The organism is Jannaschia pohangensis (assembly GCF_900113875.1).
GTDB classification, from domain to species: Bacteria; Pseudomonadota; Alphaproteobacteria; order Rhodobacterales; family Rhodobacteraceae; genus Jannaschia; species Jannaschia pohangensis.
This window is the reverse complement of record NZ_FORA01000007.1, coordinates 38,958-54,728: the sequence shown is the minus strand read 5'-3', so window position 1 is coordinate 54,728 and position 15,771 is coordinate 38,958. Positions and strand designations below refer to the sequence as shown.

Below are 15,771 nucleotides of genomic sequence, written 5' to 3'. Positions count from 1 at the left end.
CGGACCTCGCGTCAGAATTACAAAAGGGCAGGCCTTGGGCCTGCCCTTTTTCGTTTCCGCCATGATCGAACTCAGGCGCGACGCTCAAGAACCTTCACGTTCAGAACATCCAGAACCCGGCGTTCTATGTCTTCGGCGTTCAGGCCCGCGTCGGCATACATCTGGCTTGGTCCCGCCTGATCGATGAAGCTGTCCGGCAGGACCATCGACCGGAACCGCAACCCGCTGTCGAACACGCCTTCGTCTGACAGAAGCTGTGCGACGTGACTGCCGAAACCGCCCACGGCGCCTTCTTCGATGGTGATCAGGGCCTCGTGGTTTGCGGCCAGGGTCAGGATCATGTCCCGGTCCAGGGGCTTGGCGAACCGCGCATCGGCCACCGTCGGGGTGATCCCCCGGGCCATCAGCCGTTCGCGCGCCACCTCGATCTCGGCCAGCCGGGCACCGAAGGACAGGATCGCCACGCGCTCCCCCTCGTGGATCATCCGGCCCTTGCCGATTTCCAGCGGAACGCCGCGCTCGGGCATCTCGACGCCGACGCCTTCGCCGCGCGGAAAGCGGAACGCGATCGGACCCTCGTCATGGGCGGCGGCCGTGGCGACCATATGCCGAAGCTCCGCCTCGTCGGCGGCGGCCATCACGACAAAGCCCGGCAGGTTGGACAGATAGGCGATGTCGAAGCTGCCGGCATGGGTCGGCCCGTCGGCCCCGACCAGCCCGGCCCGGTCGATGGCAAAGCGCACCGGCAGACCCTGCAGGGCGACGTCGTGGACGATCTGATCGTAGCCGCGCTGCAGGAAGGTCGAATAGATCGTGCAGAACGGCTTCATCCCCGACGCGGCAAGGCCCGCGCAGAACGTCACGCCATGTTGTTCGGCAATCCCGACGTCGAAGCATCGCGCAGGGAAGCGTTCGGCAAAGAGGTTCAGGCCGGTGCCATCGGGCATGGCGGCGGTCACGGCCACGATGCGGTCATCGGCCTCGGCCTCCTGAAGCAGGCTTTCGGCAAAGACCTTGGTATAGGACGGCGCGTTGGACGGGGCCTTGGCCTGCTCGCCGGTGACGACGTCGAATTTCGCCGTCGCATGGCCGCCGTCGGCCTTGCTTTCGGCATGGCGGAAACCCTTGCCCTTCTTGGTGATCGCATGGATCAGGATCGGCCCGGTCGCCCGCGATTTCACCGCCCGCAACACGCCCAGAAGACCGTCCATGTCGTGCCCGTCAAGCGGGCCGATATAGCTGAACCCCAATTCCTCGAAGAGGGTGCCGCCCACGGCCATGCCCTTGAGCATTTCCTTGGCGCGCTTGGCCCCCTCCTGAAACGGCGGCGGCAGGAAGCTGACCGCGCCCTTGGCGACGGCCTTCAGTTCCTGGAACGGGCCCTGCGCGTAAAGACGGCTCAGATAGCTGGACATGGCGCCCACGGGCGGGGCGATCGACATCTCGTTGTCGTTCAGGATCACGATCAGGCGCTTGCCAAGGTGCCCCGCATGGTTGAGCGCCTCATAGGCCATTCCGCCCGACAGCGCGCCATCCCCGATCACGGCAATCGCGTCGCCGTTACCCGGCGCCCCCAATTCGCGCCCCATGGCAAAGCCGAGCGCGGCGCTGATCGAGGTGGAGGAATGCGCCGCGCCGAAGGGGTCATAGGGCGACTCGGTCCGCTTGGTGAAGCCGGACAACCCGTCCTTCTGGCGCAGGCTGTCCATCCGGCGGCGGCGACCGGTCAGGATCTTGTGGGGGTAGCACTGATGCGACACGTCCCAGATCAGCCGGTCGCGCGGCGTGTCGAACACCGCATGAAGCGCGACGGTAAGTTCCACCACGCCAAGACCCGCGCCCAGATGCCCGCCGGTCCGGCTGACCGCGTGGATCGTTTCGGACCGCAACTCATCCGCCAGCTGCCGCAACTCCCGGTCGGTCAGGGCCTTGAGGTCGGGCGGTCCGGCGATCCGGTCGAGAAGGGGCGTCTTCGGGGCAGTCATCAGCAAGGCCTCACTTGTCGCGCGTCACGACATATTCCGCGATTTGAGCCAGAGTAGCAGCCCGGTGGCCATAGGGCAAAATGGCGCCTTGTGCAGATTTCACAAGATCTTCTGCACGGGCCCGCGCGGCATCGACGCCCAGGATGGACACGAAGGTGGCCTTGCCGGCATCGGCATCCTTGCCCACGGCCTTGCCCACGGTTTCCGCGTCCCCCGTCACGTCGAGCAGGTCATCGGCGATCTGGAACGCCAGCCCCAGTTCGGCGGCATAGGCCAGCAGAGGCGCGGGATCGGCGCGGCCCAGGATGGCGCCGGCACGACAGGGCCACTCCAGCAGGCGCCCGGTCTTCTGGCGCTGCAATTCGGTGATCTGCCCCAGGGTCAGCGGCGTCTGCGCCGTCTCGGCCGCGATGTCGAGCGCCTGACCCCGGACCATGCCCGCCGCCCCCGATGCCTGTGCGAGCGTCAGGACGAGGTCTGCGCGCAACCCCGGGTCGGAGTCGGTGGCCGGATCGGCCAGCACTTCGAAGGCAAAGGTCTGGAGCGCGTCCCCGGCCAGAACCGCCGTCGCCTCGTCCCATTTGCGGTGAACCGTCGGCTGGCCCCGGCGCAGGTCGTCGTCGTCCATGCAGGGCAGGTCGTCATGGATAAGGGAATAGGCGTGGATCGCCTCGATTGCCGCCGCGACCCGCAGTGCCCGGCCGCGGGGCACATCGAACAGCGCCGCCGTTTCGAGCACCAGAAACCCGCGCAGGCGTTTGCCGCCCGACACCGCATAGCGCATCGCCTCGGCCACCGGCCCGTCGAAGGGTGACAGAAGGGTGTCGAGGGTGGTCTGAATGTCGGATTGCGCCGTCGCCAGCGCGGTCATGAGCGGAAGGGCCAGCGTCACATCCTCTCGGCCGGACGGGCGCCGGTCGGCTTGCCGTCGGCGTTGAGCGTGATCTGTTCGACCTTCTCTTCCGCCTCTTTCAGCTTGGCTTCGCAACGGGCCTTCAGCAGCGCGCCGCGTTCATAGAGCTTGATCGAGTCTTCCAGCGGCACGTCGCCGGAATCGAGCTGGTTCACCACCCGCTCCAACTCCTGAAGGGCCTGTTCGAAGCTCATGTCCTTGGTGTCATCCGCCATCGTCAGCCCGCCTTTCGCAACACGTTCACATGCGCCAGGACCGATGTCGCCAGCGCGTCGAGGTCATAGCCGCCTTCCAGGCAGGACACCAGCCGCCCACCCGCGTGACGCGCCGCAAGGTCGCAGAGTTCGCCGGTGATCCAGGCGAAATCATCCTCGACCCAATTGAGCTGTGCCAGAGGATCGTCGCGGTGCGCGTCGAACCCCGCAGACACCAGGATCAGTTCAGGCGCGAAGGCATCCACGCGGTCCAGCGCGGGCCGGATCGCGGCGCGAAACGTCTTGCCATCGCTGTCGGGCGGCAGGGGCACGTTGAGGATGTTGTCATGCGCCCCCCTTTCGGAGGTGTCGCCGGTGCCGGGCCAGAGCGGCGATTGATGGGACGACACGAAGAACGCGCGCGGCTCGTTCCAGAGCAGGTCCTGGGTGCCATTGCCGTGGTGGACGTCGAAATCGAAGACGGCGACCCGCGACAGGCCGTGATGCTCCATCGCGTGCCTGGCGGCGATGGCCACCGTCCCGAAAAGGCAGAACCCCATGGGCTTGGCGGTTTCCGCGTGGTGGCCGGGCGGGCGCATGGCGACGAAGGCATTGGCGACCGAGCCGTCCATCACCGCATCGACGGCCCCGATGGCCGCGCCGACGGCATGGCGCGCGGCGCGCAACGTTCCGGGGGACATCCACGTGTCGGCATCCAGCGGGATCGTGTCTTCCTCGGGCTCACGCTCGACCAGCATGTCGATGTAGGATTGCGGGTGACACAGGGTGATCTGCGCATCCGTCGCCGCCTCGGCGGGCCGTCGGTCCAGCGGCGTGTCTGCCAAGGCGCGGAGGATCGACTTCAGGCGGTTCACCTGTTCGGGGTGGCCCGGCGGCGTGACGTGCTTCAACGCGCAATCGTGGGTAAACAGGGCGGTGCGGCTGGCGGCTTCAATCGGGGGCAAGCATGTATCCTTCGCCGCGCACGGTCTGCAGATAGCGGGGTTGTTTCGGGTCGAGTTCCAGCTTGCGGCGCAGCCGCGTGATCTGCACGTCGACCGCCCGCTCGCCCGAGGCCTCGCCGTCGCGGCCCAGTTTCTCCACCAGATCGCCCCGGGTCACCGCCTCGTGCGGGGTCGCGGCCAATGTGCGCATCAGGACGGTTTCCGTGGCGGTCAGGCGGATCTGTTCGGACCCGCGCCACAATTCGCCCCGGTCGAGATCATAGCGGATCAACCCGAGGTGCAGCGTCTTGGGCATCGCACCGCCGCCCGACGGGGCACGGCGCAGGATCGCCTTGAGGCGCAGCAGCAGCTCCTTCGGCTCGAAAGGTTTGGGAAGGTAGTCGTCCGCCCCCGCCTCAAGCCCGGTGATCCGGTCCGACGTCTCGCCCTTGGCGGTCAGCATCAGGATCGGCATGTTGCGGCTTTCCCGGATCTCGGCGCAGAGCACGAAGCCGTTGTCGCCCGGCATCATCACGTCAAGGATCGCCATGTCGAAATCCAGCCCCGCCAGAAGGCGCCGGGCATGGTCGGCATCGCGGGCCGCCGTCGTCAGATACCCGTTTCGCATCAGGAATTTCTGGAGAAGGCCGCGAATGCGCTCATCGTCGTCGACCAGCAGAACATGCGCCTGATGGCCGGGAACCCCGTCGTCGTTCATCTCTCGCCTTCTTTCACGGCAGTGAAATACCGCCTGAGTTCGGGGTCCATCATATGTTCAAGAACCTCGCGAAATCCAGTGACCGCTGCGGGGCCCGCTTCGCGAAAGGCGGCGCGCATCCGGGTTCGCTGCGCATCCGACAGCTTGCGCTCCAGCGCCTCGCCCGCATCCGTCAGGTAGAGATGACGCTCCCGCCGGTCACGGGTGCCTACGCGGCTCTGGACAAGGCCGTCCTCGACCAGGGTGCGCAGCACGCGGTTGAGCGATTGCTTGGTCACCCCCAGGATCGCGAGAAGATTGTTCACCGTCGTCCCCGGGCTGCGGTGAATGAAATGGATCGCCCGGTGATGGGCGCGGCCATAGTCCATCTCCGACAGGATGCGGTCCGGGTCGGCGGTAAACCCGCGATAGGCAAAGAACATCGCCTCGATCGCGCGGCGCAACTGCTCGTCCGTCAGGAACAGAAGATTGTCGCTCATCCCTTGTGCCATGGTCTTTCCCGTCCTGTCGCTGACGCCCAAACTAAGTCAGTCTTGTTGACATTCAAAGGTCGCATTGCTAGCCACGGCCAGTTTTTACGCAAGAATATGTCCGAAGCGGGCGCATTCACGAAACGAATGGGATGGAGAGTGTCATGGCAGGGTCCTATGCGGAACTCGACGGCAAGATTTGGATGGATGGCAAGCTGGTCGACTGGAAGGACGCGAATGTCCACCTTCTGACCCATGCCATGCATTACGCCAGCGCCGTCTTCGAGGGGGAGCGCGCTTATTCCGGCAAGATCTTCGAGAGCCGCAAGCACTCCGAGCGGCTGATCGCGTCGGGCCGGGCACTCGACATGGAGATCCCCTGGACCATCGACGAGATCGAGGCCGCGAAATACGAGACGATGAAGGCCAACGGGCTGGAAGATGCCTACGTGCGCGTGCTGGCGTTCCGCGGCGCGGGCGAGGATATGGGCGTCAGCAGCCGTCGCAACCCGGTGCGCATGGCCGTGGCGACCTGGGCCTGGGGCAATTACTACGGCGACGCCAAGATGAAGGGCGCCAAGCTCGACATCGCCAAGTGGAAGCGCCCCAGCCCCGAAACCGCGCCGCATACCGCCAAGGCCGCCGGTCTGTATATGATCTGCACCATGTCCAAGCACGCCGCCGAGGCCAAGGGATGCTCGGACGCGATGATGTTCGACTATCGCGGCTACGTGGCCGAGGCGACGGGCGCCAACATCTTCTTCGTCAAGGACGGCGAAGTGCATACGCCCCTGCCGGACTGCTTTCTGAACGGGATCACGCGGCAGACGGTCAAGGGCATGCTGGCCGACCGTCAGATCAAGGTTCACGAGCGCCACATCATGCCCGACGAACTGGAAGGCTTCCAGCAATGTTGGCTAACCGGCACCGCCGCCGAGGTGACCCCCGTGGGACAGATCGGCGACTACAATTTCGAAGTCGGCAGCATCACGCGCGAGATTTCCGAAAGCTACGAAAAGCTGGTCCGCGCCTGAGCGGACCCCGTGCCCGTTCGGATGGGCCTGCCTTGAAATGAAAACGACCCCGTTCACGCATGAACGGGGTCATACTCACTACGGAAAAGCCGCAAGAGTGAGCTTGTCCGTGGAGGCCCCCGGCGGCGCACTGGGTGGGGGCAATAAGGCACCACCGGGGGCTGAGCGTTAGCTCCTGTCGACTTGTTTGATGGACCCTCGCGGCGAATCCGGGGAAGGCGCGGGGAATGGGCAAGGTCTTTTCATGGCCGCATCAAGGCATCGGCAATTGAAAACGCCTGCTTGGTTTCCCGCGCGGGCGATCAGATGCCATTCGGCGGTCAGACGTTCATTCGTTTTCCTGGCTCTTGGCCATCAGACGACGGAAAATCTCGGCTGCCATGGTCGGGTCACTCAACAGGATCGTGACGCCACCGGCCCCCGTTCCGGTCACATCCATTGCGCGGTCGGCGTCCATGTTCAGGTGGTTGAACACGTCGGACAGCGTGGAACCGGGGGTCAGCTCGACCTGGGTCAGGCCGGTCGGAACCATGCGGCGATCGGACGGGCTATCCTGACCCATGTTGAAATGCATGATCGCGAAACTTTGCGTATGACCTTCGGCAAACGCGGGTACCGCAAGAACCGCGGTCGCAAACGCCGCAGTGGCAAAAAAATTCTTCATAATCTTTCCTTCGCTTACAGTTTTATTAAACCAGCGCCGATATGTCGGAATTTGATTCAGCGCGTGTCTAATTCATGGTTTCTTCCGGTATTTCGCCAAAAGAAACATTGGCACGTTTCAATTGGCTATTTCCTGATTCCGAGTCTGTCTGGGAATAGACCGCCCAATAAACGTCCTTGTGATGGAAGCGGAGCGGATGTCATATCCGGACTTGATCTGGGAGCTTTCCCGCGCCACCTTCTGGGAATGAATGCACCGACCCCGTTCCCAGACCTGTCCCAGACGGTGAACTTCCACCGTACGGAGCTTTCGGTGATCCTGTCGCTTTACGGGCGGTTCGTCGCGGCGGGCGAATGGCGCGACTACGGCATATCGGGCCTGCGGGAGGTCGCGGTTTTCTCGATCTTCCGACGGACAGCCGAACAGCCGATGTATCGTATTGAAAAGCGCCCCAGGATGGCCGTCAAGCAGGGCATGTATGCCGTGATCGGGATGGACGGTCGTATCCTGCGGCGCGGTCACGATCTGAAAACCGTGCTGCGCGTGCTGGAACGCAAGCTGATCCGGGCCGTCGATTGATTGCCTTCCATCGCGGACAATCGTCCGGTCACACCAGAAAGACCAACCATGCATGTCCAGGCTGACAAGGTGCGCGCCCGGCTGACGATCCGCGACATCCCGGATCTCGCCCCTCTTGGCCCCGACGCGGATGCGCCCTTTGTTCCCGCATCCCTGGCCGAGCCGCTTTTCGGCGGGCCACAGGCCACCTATGCCGTCCTCGACGCCGCCACGATCCCGGTCTTGCCCGAACTCCTGGCGGCTCAGGATCTGCCCCACGTCTGCCTTGCGAAGGATGGTTCAGGTGACATCTTGGCCGCCGTCTCCCCCTGGCTGGTCAAGCTGGAGCCCGACACGCCGCTGCTGCGGGCGCTATTCACCAAGGGCGAGGCGCATATGACCTGCTTCTGGGGCACCGACGCCGGAATTTTTCTGCGCAGCGATGCACCGCTGGACAAGATCGCGAACCATCTGCGGGCGCTGCTCAAGGTACGGAACACCGACGGCAAGATGGTCTGGTTCCGGTTCTGGGATCCCGCCGTGATCGCCGCATACCTGTCTGCCGTGACCGATTGGCCCGAACGCATCGACAGCCTTTTCGCCTCCCGCTTCCTGAGCGATCCGACTCTCATCGCGGTCGAAACCGGCAAGGCGCGCGCCCGCGTCGTCGTGCCGTCCGGGGCAAGAAGCCGGGGGCTTCCCTTCACGCTGACCGAACGGGACCTCGCGATTCTGGCCCTGCCGCAACAGGGACGGATGAAGTCGGAACTGGCCGACTGGCTTCTGCGCCTCGACCCGGGGCGGTTTCGCCCCTTTGGGCCCGCGCGTCGGCTTGCGGTGGCCGAACACGTCGCGCTGCAAGGGGCACGCTACGGCTTCACCTTCTTCGAGGAATACGCCCATCTTCTCTACCGCATGACCTATCTGGGCGGCTGGTTCCACCTCGCACCAGACTTTGCGCCTTTCACCGAGGCCCTGTCCCCCGTGCGGCCCGCGCGCATGCCCGAGATGTCGGCTGATTTCCCCCGCGAATACGCGCGCCTCATGCCGTCAGAGGAGGAGCGGACGGCGATCCTGACGCGGCTTGCGCAGGCGGCCCGAAATCCTCGGGGCCGGTTCAACCGTGCCGCGCCGGAGGAGCTGCGCGCGCTGACCGCGATTGCGGAGGGGCTGCTGCCCAAGGGAGCGGGCCCCGAGGCCGCGCGCTCCGAAACGCGCGCCGCACTGCCCGACGCCGACATCCATGGCCGGGCCCTCTTCTATCTGCTGCGCCTGACCTGTGGCCCGCATCCCCACGGCGACCCACTCTATCCCGCGATCCGCGAGAAGGGTCTTGCGACATCGGCAACGGACGTTAACCTGGACACAGCAGCCGATTTTTACCTGCGACGATTGCAAAGATTGATTTAGAGACCATGGGCGGACCTTCCTCCACTCTTCCGGCGAGCCCACCAACGGGCACAACCTCCGGCACGGGGCTTTGTTGCGCATGCGAAGTGTTCGACTCGTTTTCAACGAACGGGTTCGGAAACTATTTCATCACAACATACCCGCACTGGCCGACGATGATGAACGAGGGTCTGATGGAGGTGACCCGGACCGAGACCGGCGGCAGGGTCAAGATCACGAAGACGGTAAGCTACGAATATATCAACGGTGCCGACCCGAACATCGCTGCCGGAGCGAACTATGTCAGTTGGGCAGTGAACGAGCTGAACGCGGGCGCGCGTATGTATCGTGTCGAGCTCAATCAACCCGGTTGCAAGACCCAGACCCTTTCGATCCTCTTTGAACTAAAGCCCGTCGCATCTGGTGGAAATGCCGTGATCAAGTTCGACGGCACGCCGAATACACCCGGAACGAACACCCGGTCCTACGTGTTGGACGGCAACGAAATGGTGTTCTTCTTGAATGGGGACGGTGACCCGAAAGAAGTGATGCTCCACGAGGTGTACCACCTCTTCGGGCAACCCGACGAGTATTCCGAGCTTCCCGGTATCGGCAGTCCACCATCTGCGGGTGGTGTCGTGACCTACAGCCCCCCGACGCCCGGCCCGATGGAAGTCACCTATATAGGTACTGCCACCCAAGGGGACACTCCGATCTCTCTTAGCTATTTTGGACCGACGCCGCACGATCCGGCCATGTTCCTCTGGAACGTTCCATCATCGTTGATGGGCGATGGATCGCTTGCATATTACGGCGAGAGCTTCTTCTGGATCGCCATCGAAATGGAGAAGATATTCGCGACAGAGGGCACTCCCGTGACGGCAAAGATCGTTTTGCCATGATCCACTTATCCACAACCCCGAGGCCGCGATGACTCCGCCAGATTGCGATACGACACCGCGCCATTTTGATTCGGTGGAATGGCCGAAGTACCGGCTGGATTTTCTGGCCTCGCCCGAAGGTTGCATATTCCAGACCGCCTTCAACGCATGGGATTCCGTGCCAGCCGTGGCATTGGTGCGGATGGTGAACACCTCCGACGAGACGATAGAGGTGTCTTTCGTCCCCTCCGGCGTCCTGACGCCCAAGGCTCTCTGGGATGCGGAATACCCCGAGCAGATCCTCGATTGGAACCGCCAGCGCAGCGCCGGCGGAGAGATCGTGACCGCCCCGCTCGTCCCCGGCGAGATGCGGGAATTCGGGCCGACCTGGATGACGCATAGCCTGTTGTCCGGTCGGATGGCCAAAGGGGTGACATTCGCGCAACCGCCCCTGCCGGTGGACTACATCGAAGGTCGAACCCTGGTCGCCGACCTCGAATTCGTGATCCGGATGGGCGGCCCCGAGAGCATGATGGCCCTGCGTCGGAAATTCCAGGCGACCTTCACGGCCCGCTATTTCCCGCTGCCGCCAGACCCGGAATAGCCGACCGTCAGCTCAGCTTGTCGAGGCGGCGACGCATCTCGATCTCGCCCTTGCCCTGACCTGCGCCCGAGTTGTTGGCGGCAATCCGGGACTTGGCCTGCGAGAGGGGTTCATAGGCGACGGCCATGTGGTGGGCGTTCGCGTGCAACAGGGTTTCGGCATCCGACATGATCCCGACGTGGCCCGCCCAGAAGATCAGGTCGCCCCGTTGCAGCGGCGCATCAGCGGGAATGTCGCGGCCAAGGCCCCTCTGCTGATCGCTGTCGCGCGGGCAATCCACGCCGCAGGCCACAAGCGCCTGCTGGATCAAGCCGGAACAATCGACGCCCCACCGGGACGACCCGCCCCAGAGATACGGCGTCCCGAGGAACATGTCCGCCACGCCGACCGGGTCGGAAAACCGTGCCCGCAGCGGTTGCAGATGACCGGACGGAATGAAGTGCCCGGTCGACACCTTCTGGAATTCCCCCATGTCGGAGGTGACGCGCACGTGGCTGCCAAAGAAGATCGCGACCTCTGGCGGGGCCTTCAGGCGAGGTTTCGGATACAAATGCGTGGCCGGGGCCGCGACCCAATGCGTCGCCGCCTCCTGCCGGGTCAGGGCGGCAGCAATCACATAGCCGCAATAGCCATCCCGCAGGCTTTGCCCGAAGGCAAAACCATCGCGTTCGTCGATCACTCGGAAGGCCTCGCCAAACAGTAGCTGGCTCGTCCGTTCCCCGCGCGGCGCACTGGACAGGTTGACCAGCGGCTGCTGCACCGTCTTGACTGTGCCCTTGACGTAGCGAGTCGCCTCGACCACGCCGCGCAGCTCGTGGGCGGCGGCATGGCCATTGGCCGGCGTCATCCGGGGATCGAACGCGCTCATAGGTCCAGAACCTTCGGCAGGGCGTCAAACAAGGCCCGCGCGCCCATGCCGACGCCCCCCTTGGGCCGCGCCGGGGCCGCCGTCGGGTTCCAGCCGTAGATGTCGAAATGGGCAAAGCGCGGCGTGTCCTGCACGAAGCGGTCGAGGAACAGCGCCGCCGTGATCGACCCTGCGAACCCGCCCGATGGTGCGTTGTCCAGATCGGCGATGCCCGGTTCGATCATCGTCTCATAGGGGCGGTGGAACGGCATCCGCCAGAGCGGATCGCGCACCCGGCGGCCCGCCTGTTGCAAGGCCATGGCCAGCGCGTCGTCGTCGGTGAAAAACGGCGCGAGATCGGGCCCCACGGCAACCCGCGCGGCCCCGGTCAACGTCGCCATGCAGATCATCAGATCGGGCGGCGTCTCGTCCGCCAGCGCCAGCGCATCGGCCAGCACCAGCCGACCCTCGGCGTCGGTGTTGTTGATCTCGACCGTCAGACCATTGCGCGCGGTCAGGATATCGCCGGGGCGAAACGCATTGCCCGCCACCGAATTCTCGACCGCCGGGATCAGCACCCGAAGCCGCAGCGGCAGCCCGGTCGCCATGATCATATGCGCAAGGCCCAGAACCGTCGCGGCCCCGCCCATGTCCTTTTTCATCAACCCCATGGAGGCGCCGGGCTTGAGATTGAGGCCGCCGGTGTCGAAACACACGCCTTTGCCCACCAGAACAAGCTCCGGCCCGCTGTCGCCCCAGCGCATGTCGATCAGGCGCGGCGCCCGGTCGGCGGCGCGCCCGACGGCATGGATCATCGGGAAGTTGGCGGTCAGCAAATCGTCACCCGTCGTCACCGACACCTCGGCGCCATGGGTCCGGGCCAGATCGCGAACGGCTGCCTCCAGGGCATCGGGCCCCATGTCGGACGCCGGGGTATTGATCAGGTCGCGGGTCAGGAACTCTCCGGCGGCAATCGCCTCGATCCGGGCGGCATCGATGCCACGCGGCGCGCGCAGCTGCGGACCCGGCTCGGATTTGCCTGCATATCGGCTGAACCGATAGGAGGACAGAAGCCAGCCGAGCGCTGCTTCTTCCCATTCGTTCGCCGTCAGATCGCCGTCGAGGGCATAGGTCCCGGTCTTCAGCGCCGTCGCGGCCTGCGCGGCGAGAAACCGGCTCCGCGCCCGGTCCTTGGCCCCGCCCCAGCCCAGAAGGACGCGGGCGACGGACATGTCGGGTGCGGGCAGGCGCAGGATCTGGCCCGCGGCGCCGTCGAACCCATTCGCCTCGACCCAATCGCGGACGGGTTCGTCCTGCGTCGCCAGCCAGTCGTCGAAGCCGCCCTTCGGTACGATACGGACAGGTGTGGCGCGCAGGTCCGGCGCGGCAAATCGAGGTGGCTCGGTCTGGGTCATATCGGTCTAGGGCTCCTGCGTCGCGCGGCCCGGCGCGGCGCAGGTCAATCTAGACGACAGGCCTGTCGCCGCAAGGTCTTGCGGCTCCGGCCGATCCCGGGGCTAGGCGACCGTGTCGGGCAGGGCACCCTCCTGCAGCGACCACGCGTCGGCTGGCGACGATTTCGACAGCCGCACAAGTCGATGCAGACAGGCCGCCGTTGCATGTGCGTCCCCCGCAGCCAAGCCGTCGAGGACACCGCGCGCCGCATATTCCACCGACAGCATCCCGATGTTGTCGGCCAGCTTCACGATATCTTCGCAGGTGCGTCGCAGCCCGCCCGGCTCGGCCGACAAATGGCGAGCCTGATCAATCTTGGCTTCGATATCGGTCAGGAAGGTGGCCAGTCGCGCCTCGGCGCGGTGACCGTGAGCATCGCAGATCGACGCCAGTTTGATATGGTCGAACACCACGCGCTCCGGTGTCATCAGGGCAAGCAAGGTCTGGGGCATGGGGGCCTCTGTCTTGGGCGGCAGCATCGCCGGTTTGACCCTTCGTGCCGCCGGATCGGGGCAAAATCTTGGCTGCGAATTGACGTCCGGCCCCAGAAATCTCTCGAATTGACCGGGTCTTGTGCGTAGAACCCGGCCAACAGCGACAAGAGGACCCCTCAGATGCGCCATGCCAAGCCGCTGCCCGGATCCCTGGTCCAGCGCTACCTGGGCTGGAAAGCCACCACATTCGCAGAAAATGCCCCCTGGTATCGACGCCTCGCGACCGAGGGTCAGCGCCCGCGCGCCATGGTGATCAGCTGCTGTGACAGCCGGGTCCACGTCACATCCATCTTCGGCGCCGAACAGGGTGAGTTCTTCATCCACCGCAACATCGCGAATCTCGTTCCGCCCTATGAGCCGGACGGCCTGCGCCATGGCACATCGGCGGCCATCGAATATGCGGTGACCGAACTCAAGATCGGACAGATCATCGTCCTGGGCCATTCGCTCTGTGGCGGCGTGCAGGGGTGCGAGGCGATGTGCTCCGGCCAGGCCCCCGAGCTCGAGAGGCCCGAAAGCTTCGTCGGGCGCTGGATGGACATGCTGCGCCCCGGGTATGAGCGCGTGAAGGGGATCACCGACCCGGCAGCCCGTCGCGAGGCGCTGGAGAAACAGGCGGTGCTCACTTCGCTCGACAACCTGATGACCTTTCCCTTCGTCGCCGATGCCGTCACCGCGAACGAAATCCAGATCCACGGGCTCTGGAACGACATCACCGAAGGGGTCCTGGAAATCTACGATGCCAAGGCCGACGCCTTCATCCCGCTCTGAGGGGTGTCCGGAGCACAGGTTGAATGTCACCTGTGGCCTCGCTAGCCCGTCACTATCCAACAACGAGGAATGATCGTGGACCTTCTCGACCTCGCCCTGGGCAACCTCCTGTCCCCCATCATCCTGTGTTTCGCCCTCGGCCTCTTTGCGGCCCTGGCGCGGTCGGACCTGACCATCCCGGAGGCCGTGGCCAAGGGCATGTCGATCTACTTGCTCTTCGCCATCGGGTTCAAAGGCGGCGTCGCGGTGGATACGGCGGGCTTTTCGGGCACCTTGGTCGGGGCGCTTCTGGCAGGTGTTTTCCTGTCCTTTGCTCTGCCCCTGATCGCCTTTGGGCTGCTTCGGGTGATGACGGCCCTGTCGACGCTGGATGCGGCGGCCGTGGCGGCGCATTACGGCTCGATCTCCATCGTGACCTTCGTGGCCGGAACCTCGGTTCTCGACAGCGCGGGGCTGACATATGACGGCTGGATGGTGGCCGTCGCCGCCGCGATGGAGGCCCCTGCGATTCTGTCGGCCCTCTGGCTGGTCGCGCGGTCCGGGTCGGGGCGACAGATGGACAGCGACCTCTGGCGCGAAATCCTGCTGAACGGGTCCATCGTCCTTCTGGTGGGCAGCTTCGCGATCGGCTGGATCACCGGCCCCGAGGGTCTGGCCCGGATCGAAAGCTTCATCGTCTCGCCGTTCCAGGGGGTGCTGTGCCTCTTCCTGCTCGATATGGGGCTGGTGGCCGGGCGCGGGCTGCGGGGCGCGCGCGGCATCCTGCGCCCGGGCCTGTTGGCCTTCGGCATCCTGATGCCCCTGATCGGCGCGACCGCGGGTGCAGCCGCGGGCGTGGGGCTTGGCCTCGGCACCGGAAGCGTCATGCTGATGATGGTTCTGGGCGCCTCGGCCAGCTATATCGCCGTGCCCGCCGCCATGCGCGTGGCCCTGCCCGAAGCGAACCCGTCGGTCTATCTGACCCTGTCGCTCGGCGTGACTTTCCCCTTCAACCTGACCCTGGGCCTCGCGATCTATCTGGCTGTCGCCCGCATGCTGACCGGAGGCTGACCCATGCAGACCCATCCCGCAAAACGCGTCGAGATCATCATCGAGGAGATGATGGAGAGCCGCCTCTGCGAAGCCCTGCTGAAGGCCGGGGTCAAGGGCTTCACGGTGCTGCCCGTCCATGGCGGATCAGGTCGGTCGGGCCACTGGACGCGCGCCGGTCAGATCGGGCGCGCGGGCGGCATGCGCGCCGTGGTCTGCATCGTCCGGCCCGAGGCGCTGGACACCCTGCTCAATGCCGCCTTCTCGGTGGTGGAGCGGCACATCGGCGTGGTCAGCATCGTCGATTGCGAGGTTCTGCGGGCCGAGCGGTTTTAGCGGATCGTTAACCATCCTGCGGCAAGGCTGCGGGCATGGAAACGCGTGACGTCACGATTCGAATGCCCCTGGAAATGGCTGCCGCGATCGAGAGGCTGGCCCAGCGGTTCGATGTAACGCCCGGGCAGGTCGTCCGCCGCGCCGTGTGCGAGGAATTGAAGCGCCGGTCGAAACCCCCGAAGACGCCCAATCGGGCGGATGAGGGGCTTGTCGCATCCTTGCAGTCGCTCCTCGCACCCGACATGGCCGAAGCCCGATCCTGGCCCGATCTGGAGGCCCGGCTCTCCAGACGGGGCTATCGCCTATCGGCGGCAGGCGGCGGCTGCGCCCTCTTCACCACCACGGGCCGACGTCTCTGCAAGGGCAGCGAGCTGGGCTTCACCTACCGCCAGCTTGTCCGCAGGTTCGGCGCCGCGATGCCGGGTCACCCCCACGGGGCCGTCGGATTGACCGACCCCGAAGGTGACCCGCTTCTCGACTGACCT

General features: G+C 65.1%; 19 protein-coding genes. 9 read left to right on the top strand and 10 right to left on the bottom strand.

The genetic code is table 11. From position 1 onward, the window contains the following. Positions 1-71: 71 nt before the first annotated feature. The 6 genes from dxs to BM002_RS17575 are packed head-to-tail and all read right to left on the bottom strand — an operon-like array spanning position 72 to position 5,233. Positions 72-1,988: a 1-deoxy-D-xylulose-5-phosphate synthase gene (gene dxs, locus BM002_RS17600; RefSeq protein WP_092784670.1), complete on the bottom strand. Its 1,917-nt coding sequence runs from the start codon at positions 1,986-1,988 to the stop codon at positions 72-74. 7 nt (positions 1,989-1,995) lie between these two features. After that, positions 1,996-2,856, bottom strand: coding sequence for a polyprenyl synthetase family protein (locus BM002_RS17595; protein WP_092784481.1), 861 nt, complete (start codon positions 2,854-2,856; stop codon positions 1,996-1,998). Between the two features lie 17 nt (positions 2,857-2,873). Then, positions 2,874-3,113, bottom strand: coding sequence for an exodeoxyribonuclease VII small subunit (locus BM002_RS17590; RefSeq protein WP_092784478.1), 240 nt, complete (start codon positions 3,111-3,113; stop codon positions 2,874-2,876). Positions 3,114-3,115: 2 nt separating this feature from the next. Next, positions 3,116-4,057: a histone deacetylase family protein gene (locus tag BM002_RS17585; RefSeq protein ID WP_245749313.1), complete on the bottom strand. Its 942-nt coding sequence runs from the start codon at positions 4,055-4,057 to the stop codon at positions 3,116-3,118. Beyond that, the gene (locus BM002_RS17580) at positions 4,044-4,754 is read right to left on the bottom strand and encodes a response regulator (RefSeq protein ID WP_092784475.1); all 711 of its coding nucleotides are present in this window, start codon (positions 4,752-4,754) and stop codon (positions 4,044-4,046) included. Before BM002_RS17580 ends, BM002_RS17585 begins: the two co-directional genes overlap by 14 nt. Then, positions 4,751-5,233, bottom strand: coding sequence for a MarR family winged helix-turn-helix transcriptional regulator (locus tag BM002_RS17575; protein ID WP_175484954.1), 483 nt, complete (start codon positions 5,231-5,233; stop codon positions 4,751-4,753). Before BM002_RS17575 ends, BM002_RS17580 begins: the two co-directional genes overlap by 4 nt. Before the next feature lie 155 nt (positions 5,234-5,388). Between BM002_RS17575 and BM002_RS17570 the strand changes: the two genes are divergently transcribed. Continuing rightward, positions 5,389-6,258, top strand: coding sequence for a branched-chain amino acid aminotransferase (locus BM002_RS17570; RefSeq protein ID WP_092784664.1), 870 nt, complete (start codon positions 5,389-5,391; stop codon positions 6,256-6,258). A 328-nt stretch (positions 6,259-6,586) separates the two neighbouring features. Here BM002_RS17570 and BM002_RS17565 read toward each other — a convergent pair whose 3' ends face one another. After that, entirely contained in the window at positions 6,587-6,922 is a 336-nt protein-coding gene (locus BM002_RS17565; RefSeq protein ID WP_092784469.1) for a hypothetical protein, read from the bottom strand. 246 nt (positions 6,923-7,168) lie between these two features. Here BM002_RS17565 and BM002_RS17560 point away from each other — a divergent pair, with 246 nt between their 5' ends. The 4 genes from BM002_RS17560 to BM002_RS17545 all read left to right on the top strand — a co-directional run bounded on the left by BM002_RS17560 (position 7,169) and on the right by BM002_RS17545 (position 10,354). Continuing rightward, positions 7,169-7,501, top strand: a complete 333-nt coding sequence (locus BM002_RS17560; protein WP_092784466.1) for a DUF2794 domain-containing protein — start codon at positions 7,169-7,171, stop codon at positions 7,499-7,501. A 48-nt stretch (positions 7,502-7,549) separates the two neighbouring features. Further along, a complete protein-coding gene (locus BM002_RS17555; protein WP_092784463.1) occupies positions 7,550-8,890 on the top strand; it encodes a DUF4123 domain-containing protein in 1,341 nt (446 codons plus the stop codon). 158 nt (positions 8,891-9,048) lie between these two features. Next, positions 9,049-9,771 (top strand): hypothetical protein, encoded by a 723-nt coding sequence (locus BM002_RS17550; protein WP_139212413.1) that lies wholly within the window; start codon positions 9,049-9,051, stop codon positions 9,769-9,771. Between the two features lie 28 nt (positions 9,772-9,799). Then, positions 9,800-10,354 carry a hypothetical protein gene (locus BM002_RS17545; RefSeq protein WP_139212412.1) on the top strand — a complete coding sequence of 185 codons (555 nt, stop codon included), beginning with the start codon at positions 9,800-9,802 and terminating at the stop codon, positions 10,352-10,354. A 7-nt stretch (positions 10,355-10,361) separates the two neighbouring features. Here the strand turns inward: BM002_RS17545 and BM002_RS17540 are convergent, their stop codons facing one another. The 3 genes from BM002_RS17540 to BM002_RS17530 form a co-directional block, all read right to left on the bottom strand. Further along, entirely contained in the window at positions 10,362-11,222 is an 861-nt protein-coding gene (locus BM002_RS17540; RefSeq protein WP_092784454.1) for a C40 family peptidase, read from the bottom strand. After that, positions 11,219-12,616: a leucyl aminopeptidase family protein gene (locus BM002_RS17535; protein ID WP_092784451.1), complete on the bottom strand. Its 1,398-nt coding sequence runs from the start codon at positions 12,614-12,616 to the stop codon at positions 11,219-11,221. The genes BM002_RS17540 and BM002_RS17535 overlap by 4 nt, the downstream gene beginning before the upstream one ends. Positions 12,617-12,718: 102 nt before the next feature. Continuing rightward, positions 12,719-13,135 (bottom strand): hypothetical protein, encoded by a 417-nt coding sequence (locus BM002_RS17530; protein WP_092784448.1) that lies wholly within the window; start codon positions 13,133-13,135, stop codon positions 12,719-12,721. Between the two features lie 135 nt (positions 13,136-13,270). Here BM002_RS17530 and BM002_RS17525 point away from each other — a divergent pair, with 135 nt between their 5' ends. The 4 genes from BM002_RS17525 (at position 13,271) to BM002_RS19585 (ending at position 15,768) form a co-directional block, all read left to right on the top strand. Then, positions 13,271-13,921 carry a carbonic anhydrase gene (locus BM002_RS17525; RefSeq protein WP_092784445.1) on the top strand — a complete coding sequence of 217 codons (651 nt, stop codon included), beginning with the start codon at positions 13,271-13,273 and terminating at the stop codon, positions 13,919-13,921. A gap of 69 nt (positions 13,922-13,990) precedes the next feature. Continuing rightward, positions 13,991-14,971: a sodium-dependent bicarbonate transport family permease gene (locus BM002_RS17520; RefSeq protein ID WP_425431879.1), complete on the top strand. Its 981-nt coding sequence runs from the start codon at positions 13,991-13,993 to the stop codon at positions 14,969-14,971. A gap of 3 nt (positions 14,972-14,974) precedes the next feature. Then, positions 14,975-15,286 carry a P-II family nitrogen regulator gene (locus tag BM002_RS17515; protein WP_092784442.1) on the top strand — a complete coding sequence of 104 codons (312 nt, stop codon included), beginning with the start codon at positions 14,975-14,977 and terminating at the stop codon, positions 15,284-15,286. 35 nt (positions 15,287-15,321) lie between these two features. Next, positions 15,322-15,768: a ribbon-helix-helix domain-containing protein gene (locus BM002_RS19585; RefSeq protein ID WP_245749312.1), complete on the top strand. Its 447-nt coding sequence runs from the start codon at positions 15,322-15,324 to the stop codon at positions 15,766-15,768. The last annotated feature ends 3 nt before the right edge of the window (positions 15,769-15,771 follow it).